The organism is Mesorhizobium sp. M1428, from assembly GCF_040317515.1.
Taxonomy (GTDB): Bacteria; Pseudomonadota; Alphaproteobacteria; order Rhizobiales; family Rhizobiaceae; genus Mesorhizobium.
This window is the reverse complement of record NZ_JAMYKT010000003.1, coordinates 322,827-337,253: the sequence shown is the minus strand read 5'-3', so window position 1 is coordinate 337,253 and position 14,427 is coordinate 322,827. Positions and strand designations below refer to the sequence as shown.

General features: G+C 63.9%; 15 protein-coding genes. 13 read left to right on the top strand and 2 right to left on the bottom strand.

The genetic code is table 11. The features are described from left to right. The first annotated feature begins 220 nt into the window (after nucleotides 1-220). From rpsF to NKG60_RS06770, 12 genes are all read left to right on the top strand, one after another. Entirely contained in the window at nucleotides 221-721 is a 501-nt protein-coding gene (gene rpsF / locus NKG60_RS06825; protein WP_292663863.1) for a 30S ribosomal protein S6, read from the top strand. Then, nucleotides 721-969, top strand: a complete 249-nt coding sequence (gene rpsR, locus NKG60_RS06820) for a 30S ribosomal protein S18 (protein ID WP_006203718.1) — start codon at nucleotides 721-723, stop codon at nucleotides 967-969. Before rpsF ends, rpsR begins: the two co-directional genes overlap by 1 nt. Before the next feature lie 213 nt (nucleotides 970-1,182). Beyond that, nucleotides 1,183-1,767 (top strand): 50S ribosomal protein L9, encoded by a 585-nt coding sequence (gene rplI, locus NKG60_RS06815; protein WP_254820243.1) that lies wholly within the window; start codon nucleotides 1,183-1,185, stop codon nucleotides 1,765-1,767. Between the two features lie 152 nt (nucleotides 1,768-1,919). Continuing rightward, nucleotides 1,920-3,209 carry a cyclopropane fatty acid synthase gene (locus NKG60_RS06810; protein ID WP_352862630.1) on the top strand — a complete coding sequence of 430 codons (1,290 nt, stop codon included), beginning with the start codon at nucleotides 1,920-1,922 and terminating at the stop codon, nucleotides 3,207-3,209. A gap of 82 nt (nucleotides 3,210-3,291) precedes the next feature. Next, nucleotides 3,292-3,615 (top strand): YnfA family protein, encoded by a 324-nt coding sequence (locus NKG60_RS06805; protein WP_352862631.1) that lies wholly within the window; start codon nucleotides 3,292-3,294, stop codon nucleotides 3,613-3,615. A gap of 3 nt (nucleotides 3,616-3,618) precedes the next feature. Further along, a complete protein-coding gene (locus tag NKG60_RS06800; protein WP_352862632.1) occupies nucleotides 3,619-4,587 on the top strand; it encodes a small ribosomal subunit Rsm22 family protein in 969 nt (322 codons plus the stop codon). A gap of 206 nt (nucleotides 4,588-4,793) precedes the next feature. After that, nucleotides 4,794-6,284, top strand: a complete 1,491-nt coding sequence (locus tag NKG60_RS06795) for a replicative DNA helicase (RefSeq protein WP_023677714.1) — start codon at nucleotides 4,794-4,796, stop codon at nucleotides 6,282-6,284. 231 nt (nucleotides 6,285-6,515) lie between these two features. Next, entirely contained in the window at nucleotides 6,516-7,934 is a 1,419-nt protein-coding gene (gene radA / locus NKG60_RS06790; protein WP_352974607.1) for a DNA repair protein RadA, read from the top strand. 47 nt (nucleotides 7,935-7,981) lie between these two features. Beyond that, a complete protein-coding gene (locus tag NKG60_RS06785) occupies nucleotides 7,982-8,653 on the top strand; it encodes a CvpA family protein (protein WP_352974604.1) in 672 nt (223 codons plus the stop codon). Between the two features lie 131 nt (nucleotides 8,654-8,784). Beyond that, nucleotides 8,785-10,266 (top strand): amidophosphoribosyltransferase, encoded by a 1,482-nt coding sequence (gene purF / locus NKG60_RS06780; RefSeq protein ID WP_502912300.1) that lies wholly within the window; start codon nucleotides 8,785-8,787, stop codon nucleotides 10,264-10,266. 64 nt (nucleotides 10,267-10,330) lie between these two features. Continuing rightward, entirely contained in the window at nucleotides 10,331-11,071 is a 741-nt protein-coding gene (locus tag NKG60_RS06775) for an SDR family NAD(P)-dependent oxidoreductase (RefSeq protein ID WP_352974599.1), read from the top strand. Between the two features lie 124 nt (nucleotides 11,072-11,195). Beyond that, a complete protein-coding gene (locus NKG60_RS06770; protein WP_292662211.1) occupies nucleotides 11,196-11,417 on the top strand; it encodes a hypothetical protein in 222 nt (73 codons plus the stop codon). Between the two features lie 155 nt (nucleotides 11,418-11,572). Here the strand turns inward: NKG60_RS06770 and NKG60_RS06765 are convergent, their stop codons facing one another. Next, on the bottom strand, nucleotides 11,573-12,079 hold the full coding sequence (locus NKG60_RS06765; protein WP_352667256.1) for an OsmC family protein: 507 nt from the start codon (nucleotides 12,077-12,079) through the stop codon (nucleotides 11,573-11,575). 316 nt (nucleotides 12,080-12,395) lie between these two features. On the opposite strand from NKG60_RS06765, the gene NKG60_RS06760 reads away from it, so the two are divergent. After that, the gene (locus NKG60_RS06760; protein ID WP_502912299.1) at nucleotides 12,396-13,364 is read left to right on the top strand and encodes a DMT family transporter; all 969 of its coding nucleotides are present in this window, start codon (nucleotides 12,396-12,398) and stop codon (nucleotides 13,362-13,364) included. Between the two features lie 136 nt (nucleotides 13,365-13,500). Here the strand turns inward: NKG60_RS06760 and NKG60_RS06755 are convergent, their stop codons facing one another. Further along, nucleotides 13,501-14,355, bottom strand: coding sequence for a LysR substrate-binding domain-containing protein (locus NKG60_RS06755; protein WP_352974596.1), 855 nt, complete (start codon nucleotides 14,353-14,355; stop codon nucleotides 13,501-13,503). Nucleotides 14,356-14,427 lie beyond the last annotated feature (72 nt).

The window sequence follows — 14,427 nt, the reverse complement described above, 5'->3', positions numbered from 1 at the left end:
CTCGCAATCTGCCGGTCCTTGCTGGGGGCTGAACGGAGGGCCGGAGGTTTTTCTAAACCTTCGCGTGAAGCCAGAAGCGCTTCCGCCTCCCGTGTCTCCGCTCTCGACCGTCTCGTCATGCTCCTTTCTTCCCCGCCTTCGCAAGGATTGCGGGTCAGAGAAGTTGCAGAGGCTTTTGCCGCCGGGAACCGGGAGAGAAACGAAGAAAGGCACGAACACTATGGCTCTATACGAACATGTGTTTCTTGCCCGGCAGGACCTCTCGCAGCAGCAGGTCGATGCGCTTGTCGAACAGTACAAGGGCGTCATCACCGCGAATGGCGGGTCCGTCGGCCGGGTCGAGAACTGGGGACTGAAGTCCCTCACCTACCGGGTCAACAAGAACCGGAAGGCATATTATACACTCATGGACATCACCTGCCCGCCGGCCGCGCTCAATGAAATGGAGCGCCAGATGGGCCTGTCCGAGGACGTACTGCGTTTCCTGACCATCAAGGTCGATGCGCATGAGGAAGGTCCGTCGGCAATGATGCAGAAGCGCGAAGAGCGCTCGGAACGCGGCGGCTTCGGCGATCGCGACCGTGGCGATCGTGGCCCGCGCTCATTCGGTGACCGCGATCGCGGGGACCGTGGTGATCGTCCGCCGCGCAGCTTCGGCGATGGCGGTGCCGATCGTGGCCCGCGCCGTCCGCGCGAAGGCTTTGAAGGAGCCGCAGAATAATGGTCGACATCAATCAGATCCCAACCCGGCGCCCCTTCCATCGTCGCCGGAAGACTTGCCCATTCTCCGGCGCCAATGCGCCGAAGATCGACTACAAGGACGTGCGGCTTCTGCAGCGCTACATTTCGGAGCGCGGCAAGATCGTGCCATCGCGCATCACCGCCGTCAGCCAGAAGAAGCAGCGCGAACTCGCCAAGGCGATCAAGCGCGCCCGCTTCCTCGGCTTGCTGCCTTACGTGGTTCGCTAAATCTACGCGGGCGGTTCGCCGCCCGCTTTTTTTCACGGCCACGACGGGCGTAGCCGGATCGAACACCAAATCCCGGGTTGGATTTCGATGAGAGATCCTAACTGCCGCGACAGGCAGGACAGCGACACAGGCGGCGACGCCCAAGCTTCCTGACCTGTCCCAGACAATTCGGCGCCGATCCTGAGGATAGCGCCCAAGCGAAGGAACAAAACCATGGAAGTCATTCTTCTCGAACGCGTTTCCCGCCTCGGCCAGATGGGTGACACCGTCAAGGTCAAGGATGGGTTCGCCCGCAATTTCCTGCTGCCGCAAGGCAAGGCGCTGCGCGCCAACGAAGCTAACAAGAAGAAGTTCGAGGGACAGCGGGCCCAGCTCGAAGCTCGCAACCTGGAGCGCAAGTCCGAGGCCGCGCAGATTGCCGAAAAGCTCGACGGCAAGAGCTTCATCGCCGTGCGCTCGGCCGGCGAAACCGGTCAGCTTTATGGTTCGGTCTCGACGCGCGACATCGCCGAGCTGGTGACGGCGGAAGGTTTTTCGGTCAACCGCAACCAGATCCTGCTCAACCAGCCGATCAAGACCATCGGCGTCACCAATGTGGCGATCGCTCTGCACCCGGAAGTCGAGGTCACCATCACGCTCAACATTGCCCGCACGGCCGACGAAGCCGAGCGCCAGGCCAAGGGCGAAACGCTGACCACCGCCGAAGCCATCTACGGCGAGGACATCAACGACAATGCGCGGCCGGAAAACTTCTTCGATCCGAATGCGGAGTTCGAGGGCGGCGAAGACAACGGCTGATCGTCATTCGCCGGCATTCGCCGGCTAATCGCTATTCTGGACCAATGCCCGGGCCTCGTACCCGGGCATTTTTATGCCAAATGGAACTTTTCGAACCCTATATCTTGATGCAGAATAAGACAGCCTGTCTGACCGAGAGGGGACATTTGGTCATGAATATTCTGCTGAAACGCGTTCTCGACCGCCTGGTCCGCACAGGCAATCTCAAGGTGACAGGGCCGCAAGGCTCGATGGTGACTTTCGGTGACGGCAGCGGCGAGCCGGTGCACATGCACATCAAGACAAGGCATGCCGAGCGAGCGATAACCTTCGACCCGATGCTGGCGGTGCCTGAAGCCTACATGGACGGTGAACTCGACATTCTCGAGGGCGGCGTGCTGGGGGTGATGCGGATTGCCTTCCAGAACATGGGCAGCGGCGGTATCGATGCCACCTGGTCCAAGGCGATCGAAGGTCTGCGCCACGCCTTCCGGCGCCTGCAGCAGATCAACACGGCGTCGCGGGCGCGCCGCAACGTGCAGCGCCATTACGATCTGTCGGGCGACCTCTACCGCCTCTTCCTCGATGAGGACATGCAATATTCCTGCGCCTATTTCGAGCAGCCGGATATGACGCTCGACGAGGCACAAGCGGCCAAGAAGCGCCATATCGCCGCCAAGCTCAGGCTGAAGGCCGGCCAGACGGTTCTTGATATCGGCTCCGGCTGGGGTGGGCTTGGTCTCTATCTCGCCAAGGCATTCGACGTCGACGTACAGGGCGTGACGCTGTCGACCGAGCAGCACGGCGTCGCCACCGACCGCGCCCATGCGCAAGGCCTGCAAAACCGGGTGCATTTCGACATCAAGGACTATCGCGAACTCAATGAGCGTTTCGACCGCATCGTCTCCGTCGGCATGTTCGAGCATGTCGGGGTCAATCATTTCCGCACCTTCTTCGACAAGTCGGCGACGCTGCTGAAGCCGGACGGCGTCATGCTGCTGCACACGATCGGCCGCTCCGGCGTGCCGTGGGCAACCAGCGCCTTCATCCGCAAGTACATCTTCCCGGGCGGCTACATCCCGTCGCTCTCCGAAGTGATGCCTGCCATCGAAAAATCGGGGCTCGTCGTCACCGACATCGAGGTTCTGCGGCTGCATTATGCCGAGACACTGAAGCATTGGGGCGAGCGCTTTGCCGCCAACCGCGACAAGGCCAAGGCGATTTATGACGAGCGCTTCTGCCGTATGTGGGAGTTCTATCTTGCCGCCTCGGAAGCTGCCTTCCGCTGGCAGGACCTGGTGATCTTCCAGATCCAGATTGCCAAGAAGAACGACACGCTGCCGGTGACGCGCGACTACATGGCCAGTTGCGAGAAGGCGCTGGAGATGCGCGATCTTGGACGTCGTGAAAAGGCCCCGGCGGCCAAGCCTGCTCGCCGCCGCAAGGTGGCGGATCCGGAGTAGACGATCGGCGATCGCGCCATTGCCGCTTGCCATTGCCGGCTGGCACGCTGAAAAGGGTCCCGTCAACGCGGGACCTTTTTTCATGACCTACCTCCTCTACGTCGCCGCCGCACTTGCCGAGATCGCCGGCTGCTTTTCGTTCTGGGCGTGGTGGCGGCTGGAAAAATCGCCGCTGTGGTTGGCGCCCGGTCTCGTCTCGCTCGTACTATTCGCCTGGCTGCTGGCGCTGGTCGACACCAGCGCGGCGGGCCGGGCCTACGCCGCCTATGGCGGCATCTACATTGCCGCCTCGCTGGCCTGGTTGTGGCTGGCGGAAGGCGTGCACCCCGACCGTTGGGATCTTGCCGGTGCCGCGATCTGCATCATTGGCGCCTCGGTCATTCTGCTCGCACCTCGGACCGCGTGAGCGATGGAACTGCCCGTCCTACTCAGACAAGGCGTCGACCGCCTTCTCGAACAGGTGCCGCTGCCGATGCTTAAGCAAGCGGCAAAGACGCTGTCGGACCGCTACCGCGCCGAGTTGCGCGACGGCCGCCTGCACATGGCCGAAGACATGGCGGTGAAGGCCTATCTGGCAACGCGGCTGCCGGCGACCTATGCTGCCGTTCGCGCCAGCCTCGATGCGGTAAGCGAGGCGCAGCCCGATTATGCTCCGAGAACCCTGCTCGATGTCGGCGCCGGCCCTGGCACGGTGCTTTGGGCCACAATCAATCTCTGGCCCGATCTCGAACAGGCGGTGCTGCTCGAGGCCGGCGCCGCGGTGCGGCGGGTCGGCGAGGCGCTTGCCGCGGATGCGATCACGGCCAGGACCGCCTGGCGGACTGGCGACATCACCATCGACCTGGTCGATCTCGAGCCGGCCGAGCTGGTGACTTCAGCCTATGTGCTGGATGAGATCGCGCCGGCATCGCTGGCAAAACTCGTCGACCGGCTCTGGCAGCTGACCGCAGACACGCTGCTGGTCGTCGAGCCGGGCACGCCGGCCGGCTGGCAGCGTATCCTTGCCGTGCGGCGGCAGCTGATCGAGGCAGGGGCGCACGTGCTTGCGCCCTGCCCGCATGAGGCGCCTTGCCCGCTCGTCGCTCCCGACTGGTGCCATTTCGCCCGCCGCGTCGCCCGCTCGCGCCTGCACCGTCTGGCCAAGGATGCCGAGGTGCCGTGGGAGGACGAGAAATTCATCTTTGTCGCGGCCTCCCGCCATCCGGCCGCTCCGCCTCGCGCGCGAGTGATCGGGCCGCCGAAGTCGGGCTCCGGCAAGGTCTTGCTGAAGCTTTGCGAACAGGATGGGAGTGCTGCCGAGCGACTGTTCACCAAGCGCGACGGCGAGGCGTTCAAGGCCGCGCGGCGACTGGACTGGGGTGATGCCTTGCCGGAATGACCGGCAGCTATTTTCCTGTTTTGTTCTCGCCTGAGAACGGCTAGGCTCGCCATCTTGATTCGAGTCAATCGAGATTCTTTCCACCGAAAGATCCTGGCTGTGAATCGCGGGCATCAAAGTTGGTTGGTTGGGGACTGATGCAGATAAGTCATCACCGACTTGTCTCGTTCTGATATCGAGAGACGGGGATCAGGACCGGGGACATCATGGCAGAGGCAGCACGAAAATTCGGCGTGGCGGAAACACCGCTCTATCGCGAGGCGCCGAACAATATCGAGGCCGAGCAGGCGCTGCTCGGCGCCATACTGGTCAACAACGATGCCTTCTACCGCGTCTCCGACTTCCTGAAGCCCGGCCATTTCTACGAGCCGCTGCATAGAAAAATCTTCGAGGTCGCGGCCGAGCTCATCCGCATGGGCAAGATCGCGACGCCGATCACGCTGAAGACCTTCCTGCCGGCCGACGAGAAGGTCGGCGACATGACGGTGGCGCAATATGTCGTGCGGTTGGCGGTCGAGGCCGTCACCGTCGTCAACGCCACCGACTATGGCCGCGCCATCTACGATCTGGCCACGCGGCGCGCGCTGATCACCGTCGGCGAGGATATGGTCAACATCGCCTACGACGCGCCGGTCGACATGTCGCCCTCCGACCAGATCGAGGATGCCGAGCGGCGCCTGTTCGAATTGGCCGAAACGGGCCGCTACGATGGCGGCTTCGAAAGCTTCACCGATGCCGTCAAGACCGCCGTCGACATGGCCAACGCGGCTTATATGCGCGACGGGCATTTGTCGGGCGTCGCCACCGGCTTGCGCGACCTCGACCGCCGCATGGGCGGCCTGCAGTCGTCCGACCTGATCATCATTGCGGGGCGCCCCGGCATGGGCAAGACCTCGCTCGCCACCAATATCGCCTTCAATATCGCGGAGGCTTATGTGCCGGCGCAGCAGGCGGACGGCTCGTTCAAGGCGGCCAATGGCGGCGTCGTTGGCTTCTTTTCGCTCGAAATGTCGTCCGAACAGCTGGCCACCCGCATTATTTCCGAACAGACGGAAATCCCGTCGTCGAAAATCCGCCGCGGCGAGATCAGCGAGATGGATTTCGAAAAGCTGGTCGCCTGCTCGCAGACCATGCAGAAAATCCCGCTGTTCATCGACCAGACCGGCGGCATTTCCATCGCTCAGCTGTCGGCCCGCGCGCGTCGCCTGAAGCGCCAGCGCGGCCTCGACGTCATCGTAATCGACTATATCCAGCTGATGCAGGGATCGAGCGCGAAATCATCGCAAAACCGCGTCCAGGAAATCACCGAGATCACCACCGGCCTCAAGGCACTGGCCAAGGAGCTGGCGGTCCCGATCATCGCCCTGTCGCAGCTGTCGCGCCAGGTCGAGAGCCGCGACGACAAGCGCCCACAGCTTTCGGATCTCCGCGAATCGGGCTCGATCGAGCAGGACGCCGACGTGGTGCTGTTCGTCTACCGCGAGGAATATTATCTGAAGAACCGCGAGCCGAAGCCGGGTACCGACGAATACATCAAATGGGAACACGAGATGAACGAGATGCGCGGCAAGGCCGAAGTCATCGTCGCCAAGCAGCGCCACGGTCCAACGGGATCGGTCAGCCTCGCCTTCCAGGGCGAATTCACCCGCTTCTCGGACCTTGCCGAGGAGCATCATTTGCCGGATCGGTTCGAGTAGCTTTTTGACCAACCGTCGCGCTCCGTCACACCCCCCTCTGGCCTGCCGGCCATCTCCCCCGCAAGGGGGGAGATCGGCAGTTTTGCCGCCGGCTCTCTTCCTGCGACATCAGAGATTGGCGACTGCGTCGATGACAGCCAATCTCCCCCCTTGCGGGGAAGATGTCCGGCAGGACAGAGGGGGGTGGGCCGGATCGCCGAGCCTCGGCAATTGGCAAGCGGCGCGACGCTGATGGCCAAATCCCGTGTCCAGTTCATCTGCCAGAATTGCGGTTCGGTGCATCAGCGCTGGGCTGGCAAATGCGATGCCTGCGGCGAGTGGAACACGCTGGTCGAGGAAGGGACGTCGGGCGGCATAGGTTCCGGCCCGGCGAATTCGCGCAACGCCCGCAAGGGCCGCGCGGCGGTGCTGACCAGCCTCTCCGGCGACATCGAGGATGCGCCGCGCATCGTCTCCGGCATCGGCGAGCTCGACCGCGCCACGGGCGGCGGCTTCGTGCGCGGCTCGGCGCTGCTGGTCGGCGGCGATCCAGGCATCGGCAAATCGACGCTGCTCACCCAGGCCGCTGCCGCACTGGCCGCAAAGGGCCACCGCATCGTCTATGTCTCGGGTGAAGAAGCGGTCGCCCAGATCAGGCTGCGCGCCCAGCGGCTCGGCGTCGCCGACACCCCGGTCGAACTCGCCGCCGAGACCAATGTCGAGGACATCCTCGCCACCATCGCCGACGGCAAGCGGCCGGATCTGGTCATTCTCGATTCGATCCAGACGCTGTGGACCGACATGGCCGATTCGGCACCCGGCACGGTCACCCAGGTGCGTGCCGCCGCCCAAGCGATGATCCGCTATGCAAAATCCACAGGAGCGGCGATCGTTCTGGTCGGCCACGTCACCAAGGAGGGCCAGATCGCCGGACCACGGGTGGTCGAGCACATGGTCGACGCGGTGCTCTATTTCGAGGGCGAAGGCGGCCACCACTACCGCATCCTGCGCACGGTCAAGAACCGCTTCGGGCCAACCGACGAGATCGGCGTCTTCGAAATGTCGGACAAAGGCTTGCGGGAAGTCGCCAACCCGTCCGAGCTTTTCCTCGGTGAACGCCATGCGAAGTCGCCGGGTGCCGCGGTTTTCGCCGGCATGGAAGGCACACGGCCGGTGCTGGTCGAGATCCAGGCGCTGGTGGCGCCGTCGACGCTGGGCACACCGCGCCGCGCCGTCGTCGGCTGGGACGGTGCCCGGCTGTCGATGATCCTGGCGGTTCTGGAAGCCCATTGCGGCGTCCGCTTCGGCACGCACGACGTCTATCTCAACGTTGCCGGCGGCTACCGCATTTCAGAGCCGGCGGCCGACCTGGCCGTGGCGGCGGCACTGGTTTCCTCGCTCACCGGTCTTGCCCTTCCCGCCGATTGCGTCTATTTCGGCGAAATCAGCCTTTCCGGTGCAGTGAGGCCGGTTGCGCATGCGCAGCAGCGCCTCAAGGAAGCCGAAAAGCTGGGTTTCGGAAGCGCGGTTCTGCCCTTGGGCAGCGAGGAACTTGCTGGTGGTAATGGGGTCGGGGGGATCGGAGCCGGCACTTTCCAGCCCACCGAGCTGGCCGATCTCGTGGCGCGCATAGCCGGCTCTCGGCGCAGCCGCGCCGACGAGCAAGAGTGATGCGGCTCGTCGAGCCGTGATAAAGAGATCGGAGTGGGGCGAAAAACATGCCGATTACGCTGCTTGACGGAATTCTCGTCGGCTTCACCCTGGTCTCGGCGATGCTCGCTATGGTTCGCGGCTTTTCGCGCGAGATCCTGTCGATCATCTCCTGGGCAGCTGCTGCTGCGGCGGCCTTCTTTTTCTACAAGCCGGTGCTGCCTTACATTCAGCCCTATATCGACAACGAAAAGGCCGCCATGGCGGCGGCCGCTGGTATCGTCTTCATTGTCGCGCTGATCGTCGTTTCCGTCATCACCATGAAGCTCGCCGACTGGATCATCGATTCCAGGATCGGTGCGCTCGATCGTACACTTGGCTTCCTCTACGGCGCGGCGCGTGGCGTCCTGGTCGTCGCTGTTGCGCTGCTTTTCTTCAATTGGCTGGCCGGCGCCAAGGCTCCAGGCTGGATTGCCAACGCCAAGTCAAAGCCGTTGCTCGAATCGATCGGCGCCAAGCTCGAAAGCCTGCTGCCAGAGGATCCGGAAAACGCCATCCTCAACAAGCTCAATCCGAATCAGCCGGCCACCGAGACGCCTCTGGCCCCCGATGCGCCTGCAGCGGAAACCCCTGCCGCCGGCGACGACGCCACTGCTCCAGCACCCGACGACAGCGACGCGCCGCCGGCCGACAATGCGCCCGCCACGCCGGCACCTGCAAACCCGGCGCCGGCAAACTGATTTCGGCAGACTTGCCAATCTGCCGACTTGGCGAGGCTCAAGACTGACGATCATGTGAATGCCGCACGACGTGCGTTGCTTTCGATGCGTTATGACCTTATATGGCGACTTTAGCGGAGCTTGAGCCCCCAATGGCAGCCTCAGTGGCAGACGCAGACGACGTGCTTTCCGCCGAAGCCGGCGACCATTTCCACGACGAATGCGGCGTGTTCGGCATTTTCGGCCGGCAGGACGCCGCAGCCATCGTAACGCTCGGCCTGCATGCGTTGCAGCATCGCGGCCAGGAAGCGGCCGGCATCGTTTCCTATGACGGCACCCAATTCCATGTCGAACGCCATGTCGGCCTGATCGGCGACACCTTTACCAAGCAGCGTGTCATCGACAGCCTGCAAGGCAACCGTGCCATCGGGCACACACGCTATGCCACCACCGGCGGCTCCGGCCTGCGCAACATCCAGCCTTTCTTCGCCGAACTTGCCGATGGCGGCTTTGCCGTCGCCCACAACGGCAATCTCACCAACGCCATGACCGTACAGCGCGCGCTGCAGAAGCAAGGCGCCATCTTCTCTTCCACCTCCGACACCGAGACGCTGTTGCACCTGGTCGCCACCAGCAAGGAGCGCGACCTGAATTCGCGCTTCATCGATGCGGTGCGCCAGGTCGAAGGCGCCTTCTCGCTGGTGGCAATGACGTCCAAGAAGATGATCGGCTGCCGCGACCCGCTCGGCATCCGGCCGCTGGTGCTCGGCGATCTCGACGGTGCCTGGATTCTCGCCTCGGAGACCTGCGCGCTCGATATTATCGGGGCGCGTTTCGTGCGCGACCTGAAGCCCGGCGAAATGGTCGTCGTCACTAGTAAGGGCATCGAAAGCCTGTTCCCGTTCGAGCCGCAGAAGACCCGCTTCTGCATTTTCGAATATGTCTATTTCGCGCGGCCGGATTCGTCAGTCGAAGGCCGCAACGTCTATGAAGTGCGCAAGCGCATCGGCGCCGAGCTGGCGCAGGAAAGTCCGGTCGAGGCCGACATCGTCGTGCCGGTGCCGGATTCGGGCACGCCGGCGGCGATCGGCTTTTCGCAGGCCGCGGGCATTCCGTTCGAGCTCGGCATCATCCGCAATCACTATGTCGGCCGCACCTTCATCCAACCCGGCGATTCGATCCGCCACATGGGCGTCAAGCTCAAGCACAACGCCAATCGCCGCATGATCGAAGGCAAGCGCGTGGTGCTGGTCGACGATTCCATCGTGCGCGGCACCACCAGCCAGAAGATCGTGCAGATGGTTCGCGATGCCGGCGCCAAGGAAGTGCATATGCGCATCGCATCGCCGCCGACGCGCGCCTCCTGCTTTTACGGCGTCGACACGCCGGAAAAGTCGAAGCTGCTGGCGTCGCGCATGTCGGTGGAGGAGATGGCCGAGTTCATCCGCGTCGATTCGCTCGGCTTCCTATCGATCGACGGGCTCTACCGCGCCGTCGGCGAGGCCGGCCGCGACAACGAGCAGCCGCAGTTCTGCGACGCCTGCTTCACCGGCCAGTATCCGACCCGGCTTGCCGACTTCGAAGGCTCCGACAATGTGCGCACGCTGTCGCTGTTAGCGGCCGGCGGGTCGTAAGGTTGCCGGATCGCCATTTGTCTTCGCCAGGTTATCCTCACGCCGACCTCATGGAAGTTCAAGCATGACCCTTGACCTCTCCAGCCGCATTGCGGTCGTCACGGGCGCCTCGCGCGGTATCGGCTATTTCATCGCCAGGGAGCTTGCCGCGGCCGGTGCACATGTGATTGCGGTTGCCCGCACCGTCGGCGGGCTGGAAGAGCTCGACGACCAGATCAAGGCAGGTGGCGGACAGGCGACGCTGGTACCGCTCGATCTTGCCGACATGGCGGGGATCGACCGGCTGGGCGGCGCCATCCACGAGCGCTGGGGCAAGCTCGACATACTGGTCGCCAACGCCGCTGTGCTCGGCGTCATCGCCCCGATCGGCCATGTCGAGGCCAAGACCTTCGAGAAGGTGATGACCATCAACGTCACCGCAACATGGCGGCTGATCCGCTCGGTCGACCCGCTGCTGCGGCTCTCCGATGCCGGCCGCGCTATCGTGCTGAGCTCCAGCCTTGCCCACTCTGCACGCGCCTTCTGGGCGCCCTATGCGGCGTCGAAGGCGGCGGTCGAGGCCATGACGCGTTCATGGGCACATGAGACCGAAAACCTGCCGCTCAGGGTCAACGCCGCCGATCCGGGGGCAACGCGCACCGCGATGCGGGCGCAGGCCGTACCGGGCGAGGATCCGGAAACGCTGCCGCACCCCTCGGAGATCGCCAAGCGTATCGTGCCGCTTGCCAGCCCCACGCTCAAGGAGACGGGGCTGATCTTCCAGGCCAAGCACAACCGCTTTGTCGCCTACCGGCAGCCGGAGTAAGCGGCCTAACATCACGCGGCTGTGATGCCGTGGCTTAAGGCCGCGCTTTGGCCCAGCTTTCGCCGCTGGGCCAGAGTTGCTAGGATCGTGCGACTCCCAAAACAAGCAGAGCGAGGAAATACCCATGGCGGCACCGAGCGTAGCGTTAGTCTGGTATCTGGTGATCGCCGGCCCGCAAGGCGGCATGGTCGTGTTGCCCAGCACATTCGACACCCGCGAACAGTGCACCTTCGCCATAACCGAATACCAGAAGCAACCGACGCCGGCCGGCTGGTCGGTGCAGTGCGTGCCGAGCGCCTCTCCCTTCGCCGATGAGGGCGACGCCGAGGAGCCGTCGGCGCAGTAGGACAGCGTGATCCCCCCCTTGAGGGGGAGATGGCCGACAGGCCAGAGGGGGTTGGTCCGACCGGGCTCGGCCTGCTGCAGCGGTTGGCGCTTCATGCGCGACAACCCCCTCTGCCCTGCCGGGCATCTCCCCCTCAAGGAGGGAGATCAGCAGCCTCAGCGTCGCGCGCTTACCGTCAGCTCCGGCTTCTGGCTGATGGTCTGGAACACCACGCAATAGCGCTCGGTCAGCTTGAGCAGCGCATCGATACGCTCCTGCGGCTCGTCGGTATCGAGGCCGAATGTCAGCCGGATGGCGCGGAAGCCAACCGGCGCATCTCTCGCCACGCCAAGCGTGCCGCGAAAGTCGAGATCGCCTTCGGCTTCCACTGTAGCGGCCCCAACCTGGAATTCCAGCGCCGTCGCCACCGCCTTCAGCGTGACACCGGCGCAAGCCACCAGCGCCTCCAGCAGCATGTCGCCGGAGCAGAGTTCGAGCCCGGTGCCGCCGGTCGCTGGATGCAGCCCGGCAATGGCAATCGCCCTGCCCGTTTCAACCTTGCAGGCGATCGATTGGTCGTCGATCGATCCCTTGGCCCTAAGGGTAATCAGCGCGCGCGAGGCGTCGTCGCGATAGGCCTCCTTCAGCGGCGTCTGCATGGCCTTCAATGCGATCGCGTCCATTTCATTTCTCTCCCATAGTTGCCTGGCTTCGCTGCTTAACGGCGGTGTCGCCTGCCCCAAACGCAAGTCCCGGCTGGCGTAGCGCTTGGCAGGGTTTTGCCCGTATAGCCTGACGATACGGGAGCATCCAACGCCTTCAAACCCTCTCTCGCAACACATTCGTAAGGCCGCCGGACATATGGCCTATATCGCCATCCTCGAAACCCGCGAAAGGGTTTCGCCGGCATCCTGTTCACCGGGGCTGCCGGTCTGCTGTTTTCGAGCCTCGATCAAGCTGACACTATGGTGTCAGGACGGGGCAGAGTAGGCTGGTGAGATGACGGAATTGCTGGACATGCCAGGCACAGTGCAAAGCGCCCGCGAACGTACCCTTGGCATCATCCTGGTCTCGGCATCGGCGGCCGTCTTCGGCCTCACAGGCGTGCTGACCAAATCGATCCATGCCGACCCGCTGACCATTACCTGCTGGCGCGGCTTCGTCGGCTCGATCCTGATCAGCCTCTATGTGCTATGGCGCCGCCAGCGCTCCGGCGGTCGCGACAGCCTGCGGCTCGGCTGGCGCGGCTGGCTGCTGGCGATCGAGGGGGCGCTCGCCAGCATCGCCTTCATCTCGGCGTTCAAGTTCACCTTTGTCGCCAATGTCGCGATCATCTATGCCACCGCCCCTTTCGTCACCGCGCTGTTGGCCCTCCTGTTGGTCCGCGAACCGTTCCGGCTGCAGACGCTTGCCGCCGCCGCCGTGTCACTATGCGGTGTGGCGATCATGGTCTGGTCCGGCTTCGGCACAGGCCATCTGTTCGGCGACGGGCTGGCGCTGATGATGACGATCGGCAGCGCCCTCTACATGATCATGGTGCGCGCCTTCCGTGATACGCCGGTGGTGTGGGCGGGTGCCGTGTCGGCGTTCCTTCTGTTCGTGCTCGGCTGGTTCATCACCGATCCGCTGGCTGTCTCGGCCAGGGACGCTGTGCTTCTTGCCACCTTCGGCGCCTCGTTCGCGCTGGCCTCGATCCTGTGGACGGAAGGCACCCGGCTTATTCCGGCGGCCGAGTCCGGATTGCTGGGCTCGGCAGAAGTGCCATTCGCGATCCTGTTTGCCTTCCTGTTCCTGGCGGAGATTCCGCCGGCAGCCAGCATGGTCGGCGGCGCCATCGTGCTTTGCGCGGTGTTCGCTCACGCCGGCCGCGACTGGCTGATGGCCAGGCAGCGCGCAGCGGATGCACGACCAATCCTCGCCGCGTCCGAGCGCGAATTGGTGGTCCGATCACGAGAAATCCGGTCCTGAAAATTAATTTGAAAAGTCATGGAACCATCATAGGGCTCAGGCATTATGGCTGCGACGGGCCACCCCAAGTCCCCCCAAACCCCTCGGCCCGTCCTACTCAGAAGCCGACCGCAAGGTCGGCTTTTTCTTTGCTGGCTCAATTGGCCAAGGCTAGGTTGCCGCTCAACAACGCGGCCAGATCCTGCGCCGGCCGGTCGGCATCCTCACGCAAGCGGACGGCGAATGCGGCGACCGGCACCGGCGGCAGATCAAGATCGCGCGGCGCCTCGACGATGCCGGAATGAGCGAAGCGCGCCGTCCTCAACGTCAAGGCGATGCCGGCGTGCACCGCCGTGCGCAGGCCGGCAAGGCTGGCACTGCCGGCAGCAATGCGGTAGCGACGGCCGGCCGCATCGAGTGCACTTGTCGCCGCTTCGCGAAACCCGCAATGGGGATCGAGCAGCGCCAATGGCAGTTCGTCGTGGCGGGTGGCCAGCCCGTTCTGTGAGCAAAGCCAGATCATTGGTTCCTTGAGCACACCGACTTCGTCCCGTGTCGGCATCTGCCGCATGGCAATGGCCAGATCAAGGGTGCCGGCCTGCAAAGCCTGCGCCAGTTCGGCGGAACGGCCGACGCGCAGTTCGATCCTGACGCGCGGATGGCTGACAGCAAAAGCCCTGAGCAGCTGCGGCAAGCCGCTGTCGGCGAAATCCTGCGTCGTGCCGATGGCGACGCGCCCGTCGGCGTGCGCCCCTTTGAGGGCCAGCCACGCCTCGCGATGCGCGGCAAGGATGCGACGCGCGTGGCCGACCAGATCCTCGCCTGCCAGCGTCAGGCCGCGCCCTCGCCCCTGCGGCACCAGCAGCGGTTCGCCGACAACGTCCTCCAGCCGCTGCATCTGCGCGGTCACTGCGGACGGCGAGCGGCCGACGATCGACGCAGCCCGCGCCAGGGAACCGCCATCGACGAAAGCGAGGAAAGTCTTGAGGAGGTCGGGATCGAACATCTGCATAATTCGATATTATCAAAGTGTCTATCAAAAACAATTCGATTTTTTTGATCAAAGGACGATGGCATGATTTTC

What these genes read in the sequence shown, in the direction of transcription:
- rpsF (WP_292663863.1), top strand. Translation starts at nt 221, where the DNA reads ATGGCTCTATACGAACATGTGTTTCTTGCCCGGCAGGACCTCTCGCAG.
- rpsR (WP_006203718.1), top strand. Translation starts at nt 721, where the DNA reads ATGGTCGACATCAATCAGATCCCAACCCGGCGCCCCTTCCATCGTCGC.
- rplI (WP_254820243.1), top strand. Translation starts at nt 1,183, where the DNA reads ATGGAAGTCATTCTTCTCGAACGCGTTTCCCGCCTCGGCCAGATGGGT.
- NKG60_RS06810 (WP_352862630.1), top strand. Translation starts at nt 1,920, where the DNA reads ATGAATATTCTGCTGAAACGCGTTCTCGACCGCCTGGTCCGCACAGGC.
- NKG60_RS06805 (WP_352862631.1), top strand. Translation starts at nt 3,292, where the DNA reads ATGACCTACCTCCTCTACGTCGCCGCCGCACTTGCCGAGATCGCCGGC.
- NKG60_RS06800 (WP_352862632.1), top strand. Translation starts at nt 3,619, where the DNA reads ATGGAACTGCCCGTCCTACTCAGACAAGGCGTCGACCGCCTTCTCGAA.
- NKG60_RS06795 (WP_023677714.1), top strand. Translation starts at nt 4,794, where the DNA reads ATGGCAGAGGCAGCACGAAAATTCGGCGTGGCGGAAACACCGCTCTAT.
- radA (WP_352974607.1), top strand. Translation starts at nt 6,516, where the DNA reads ATGGCCAAATCCCGTGTCCAGTTCATCTGCCAGAATTGCGGTTCGGTG.
- NKG60_RS06785 (WP_352974604.1), top strand. Translation starts at nt 7,982, where the DNA reads ATGCCGATTACGCTGCTTGACGGAATTCTCGTCGGCTTCACCCTGGTC.
- purF (WP_502912300.1), top strand. Translation starts at nt 8,785, where the DNA reads ATGGCAGCCTCAGTGGCAGACGCAGACGACGTGCTTTCCGCCGAAGCC.
- NKG60_RS06775 (WP_352974599.1), top strand. Translation starts at nt 10,331, where the DNA reads ATGACCCTTGACCTCTCCAGCCGCATTGCGGTCGTCACGGGCGCCTCG.
- NKG60_RS06770 (WP_292662211.1), top strand. Translation starts at nt 11,196, where the DNA reads ATGGCGGCACCGAGCGTAGCGTTAGTCTGGTATCTGGTGATCGCCGGC.
- NKG60_RS06765 (WP_352667256.1), bottom strand. Translation starts at nt 12,079, where the DNA reads ATGGACGCGATCGCATTGAAGGCCATGCAGACGCCGCTGAAGGAGGCC.
- NKG60_RS06760 (WP_502912299.1), top strand. Translation starts at nt 12,396, where the DNA reads ATGACGGAATTGCTGGACATGCCAGGCACAGTGCAAAGCGCCCGCGAA.
- NKG60_RS06755 (WP_352974596.1), bottom strand. Translation starts at nt 14,355, where the DNA reads ATGCAGATGTTCGATCCCGACCTCCTCAAGACTTTCCTCGCTTTCGTC.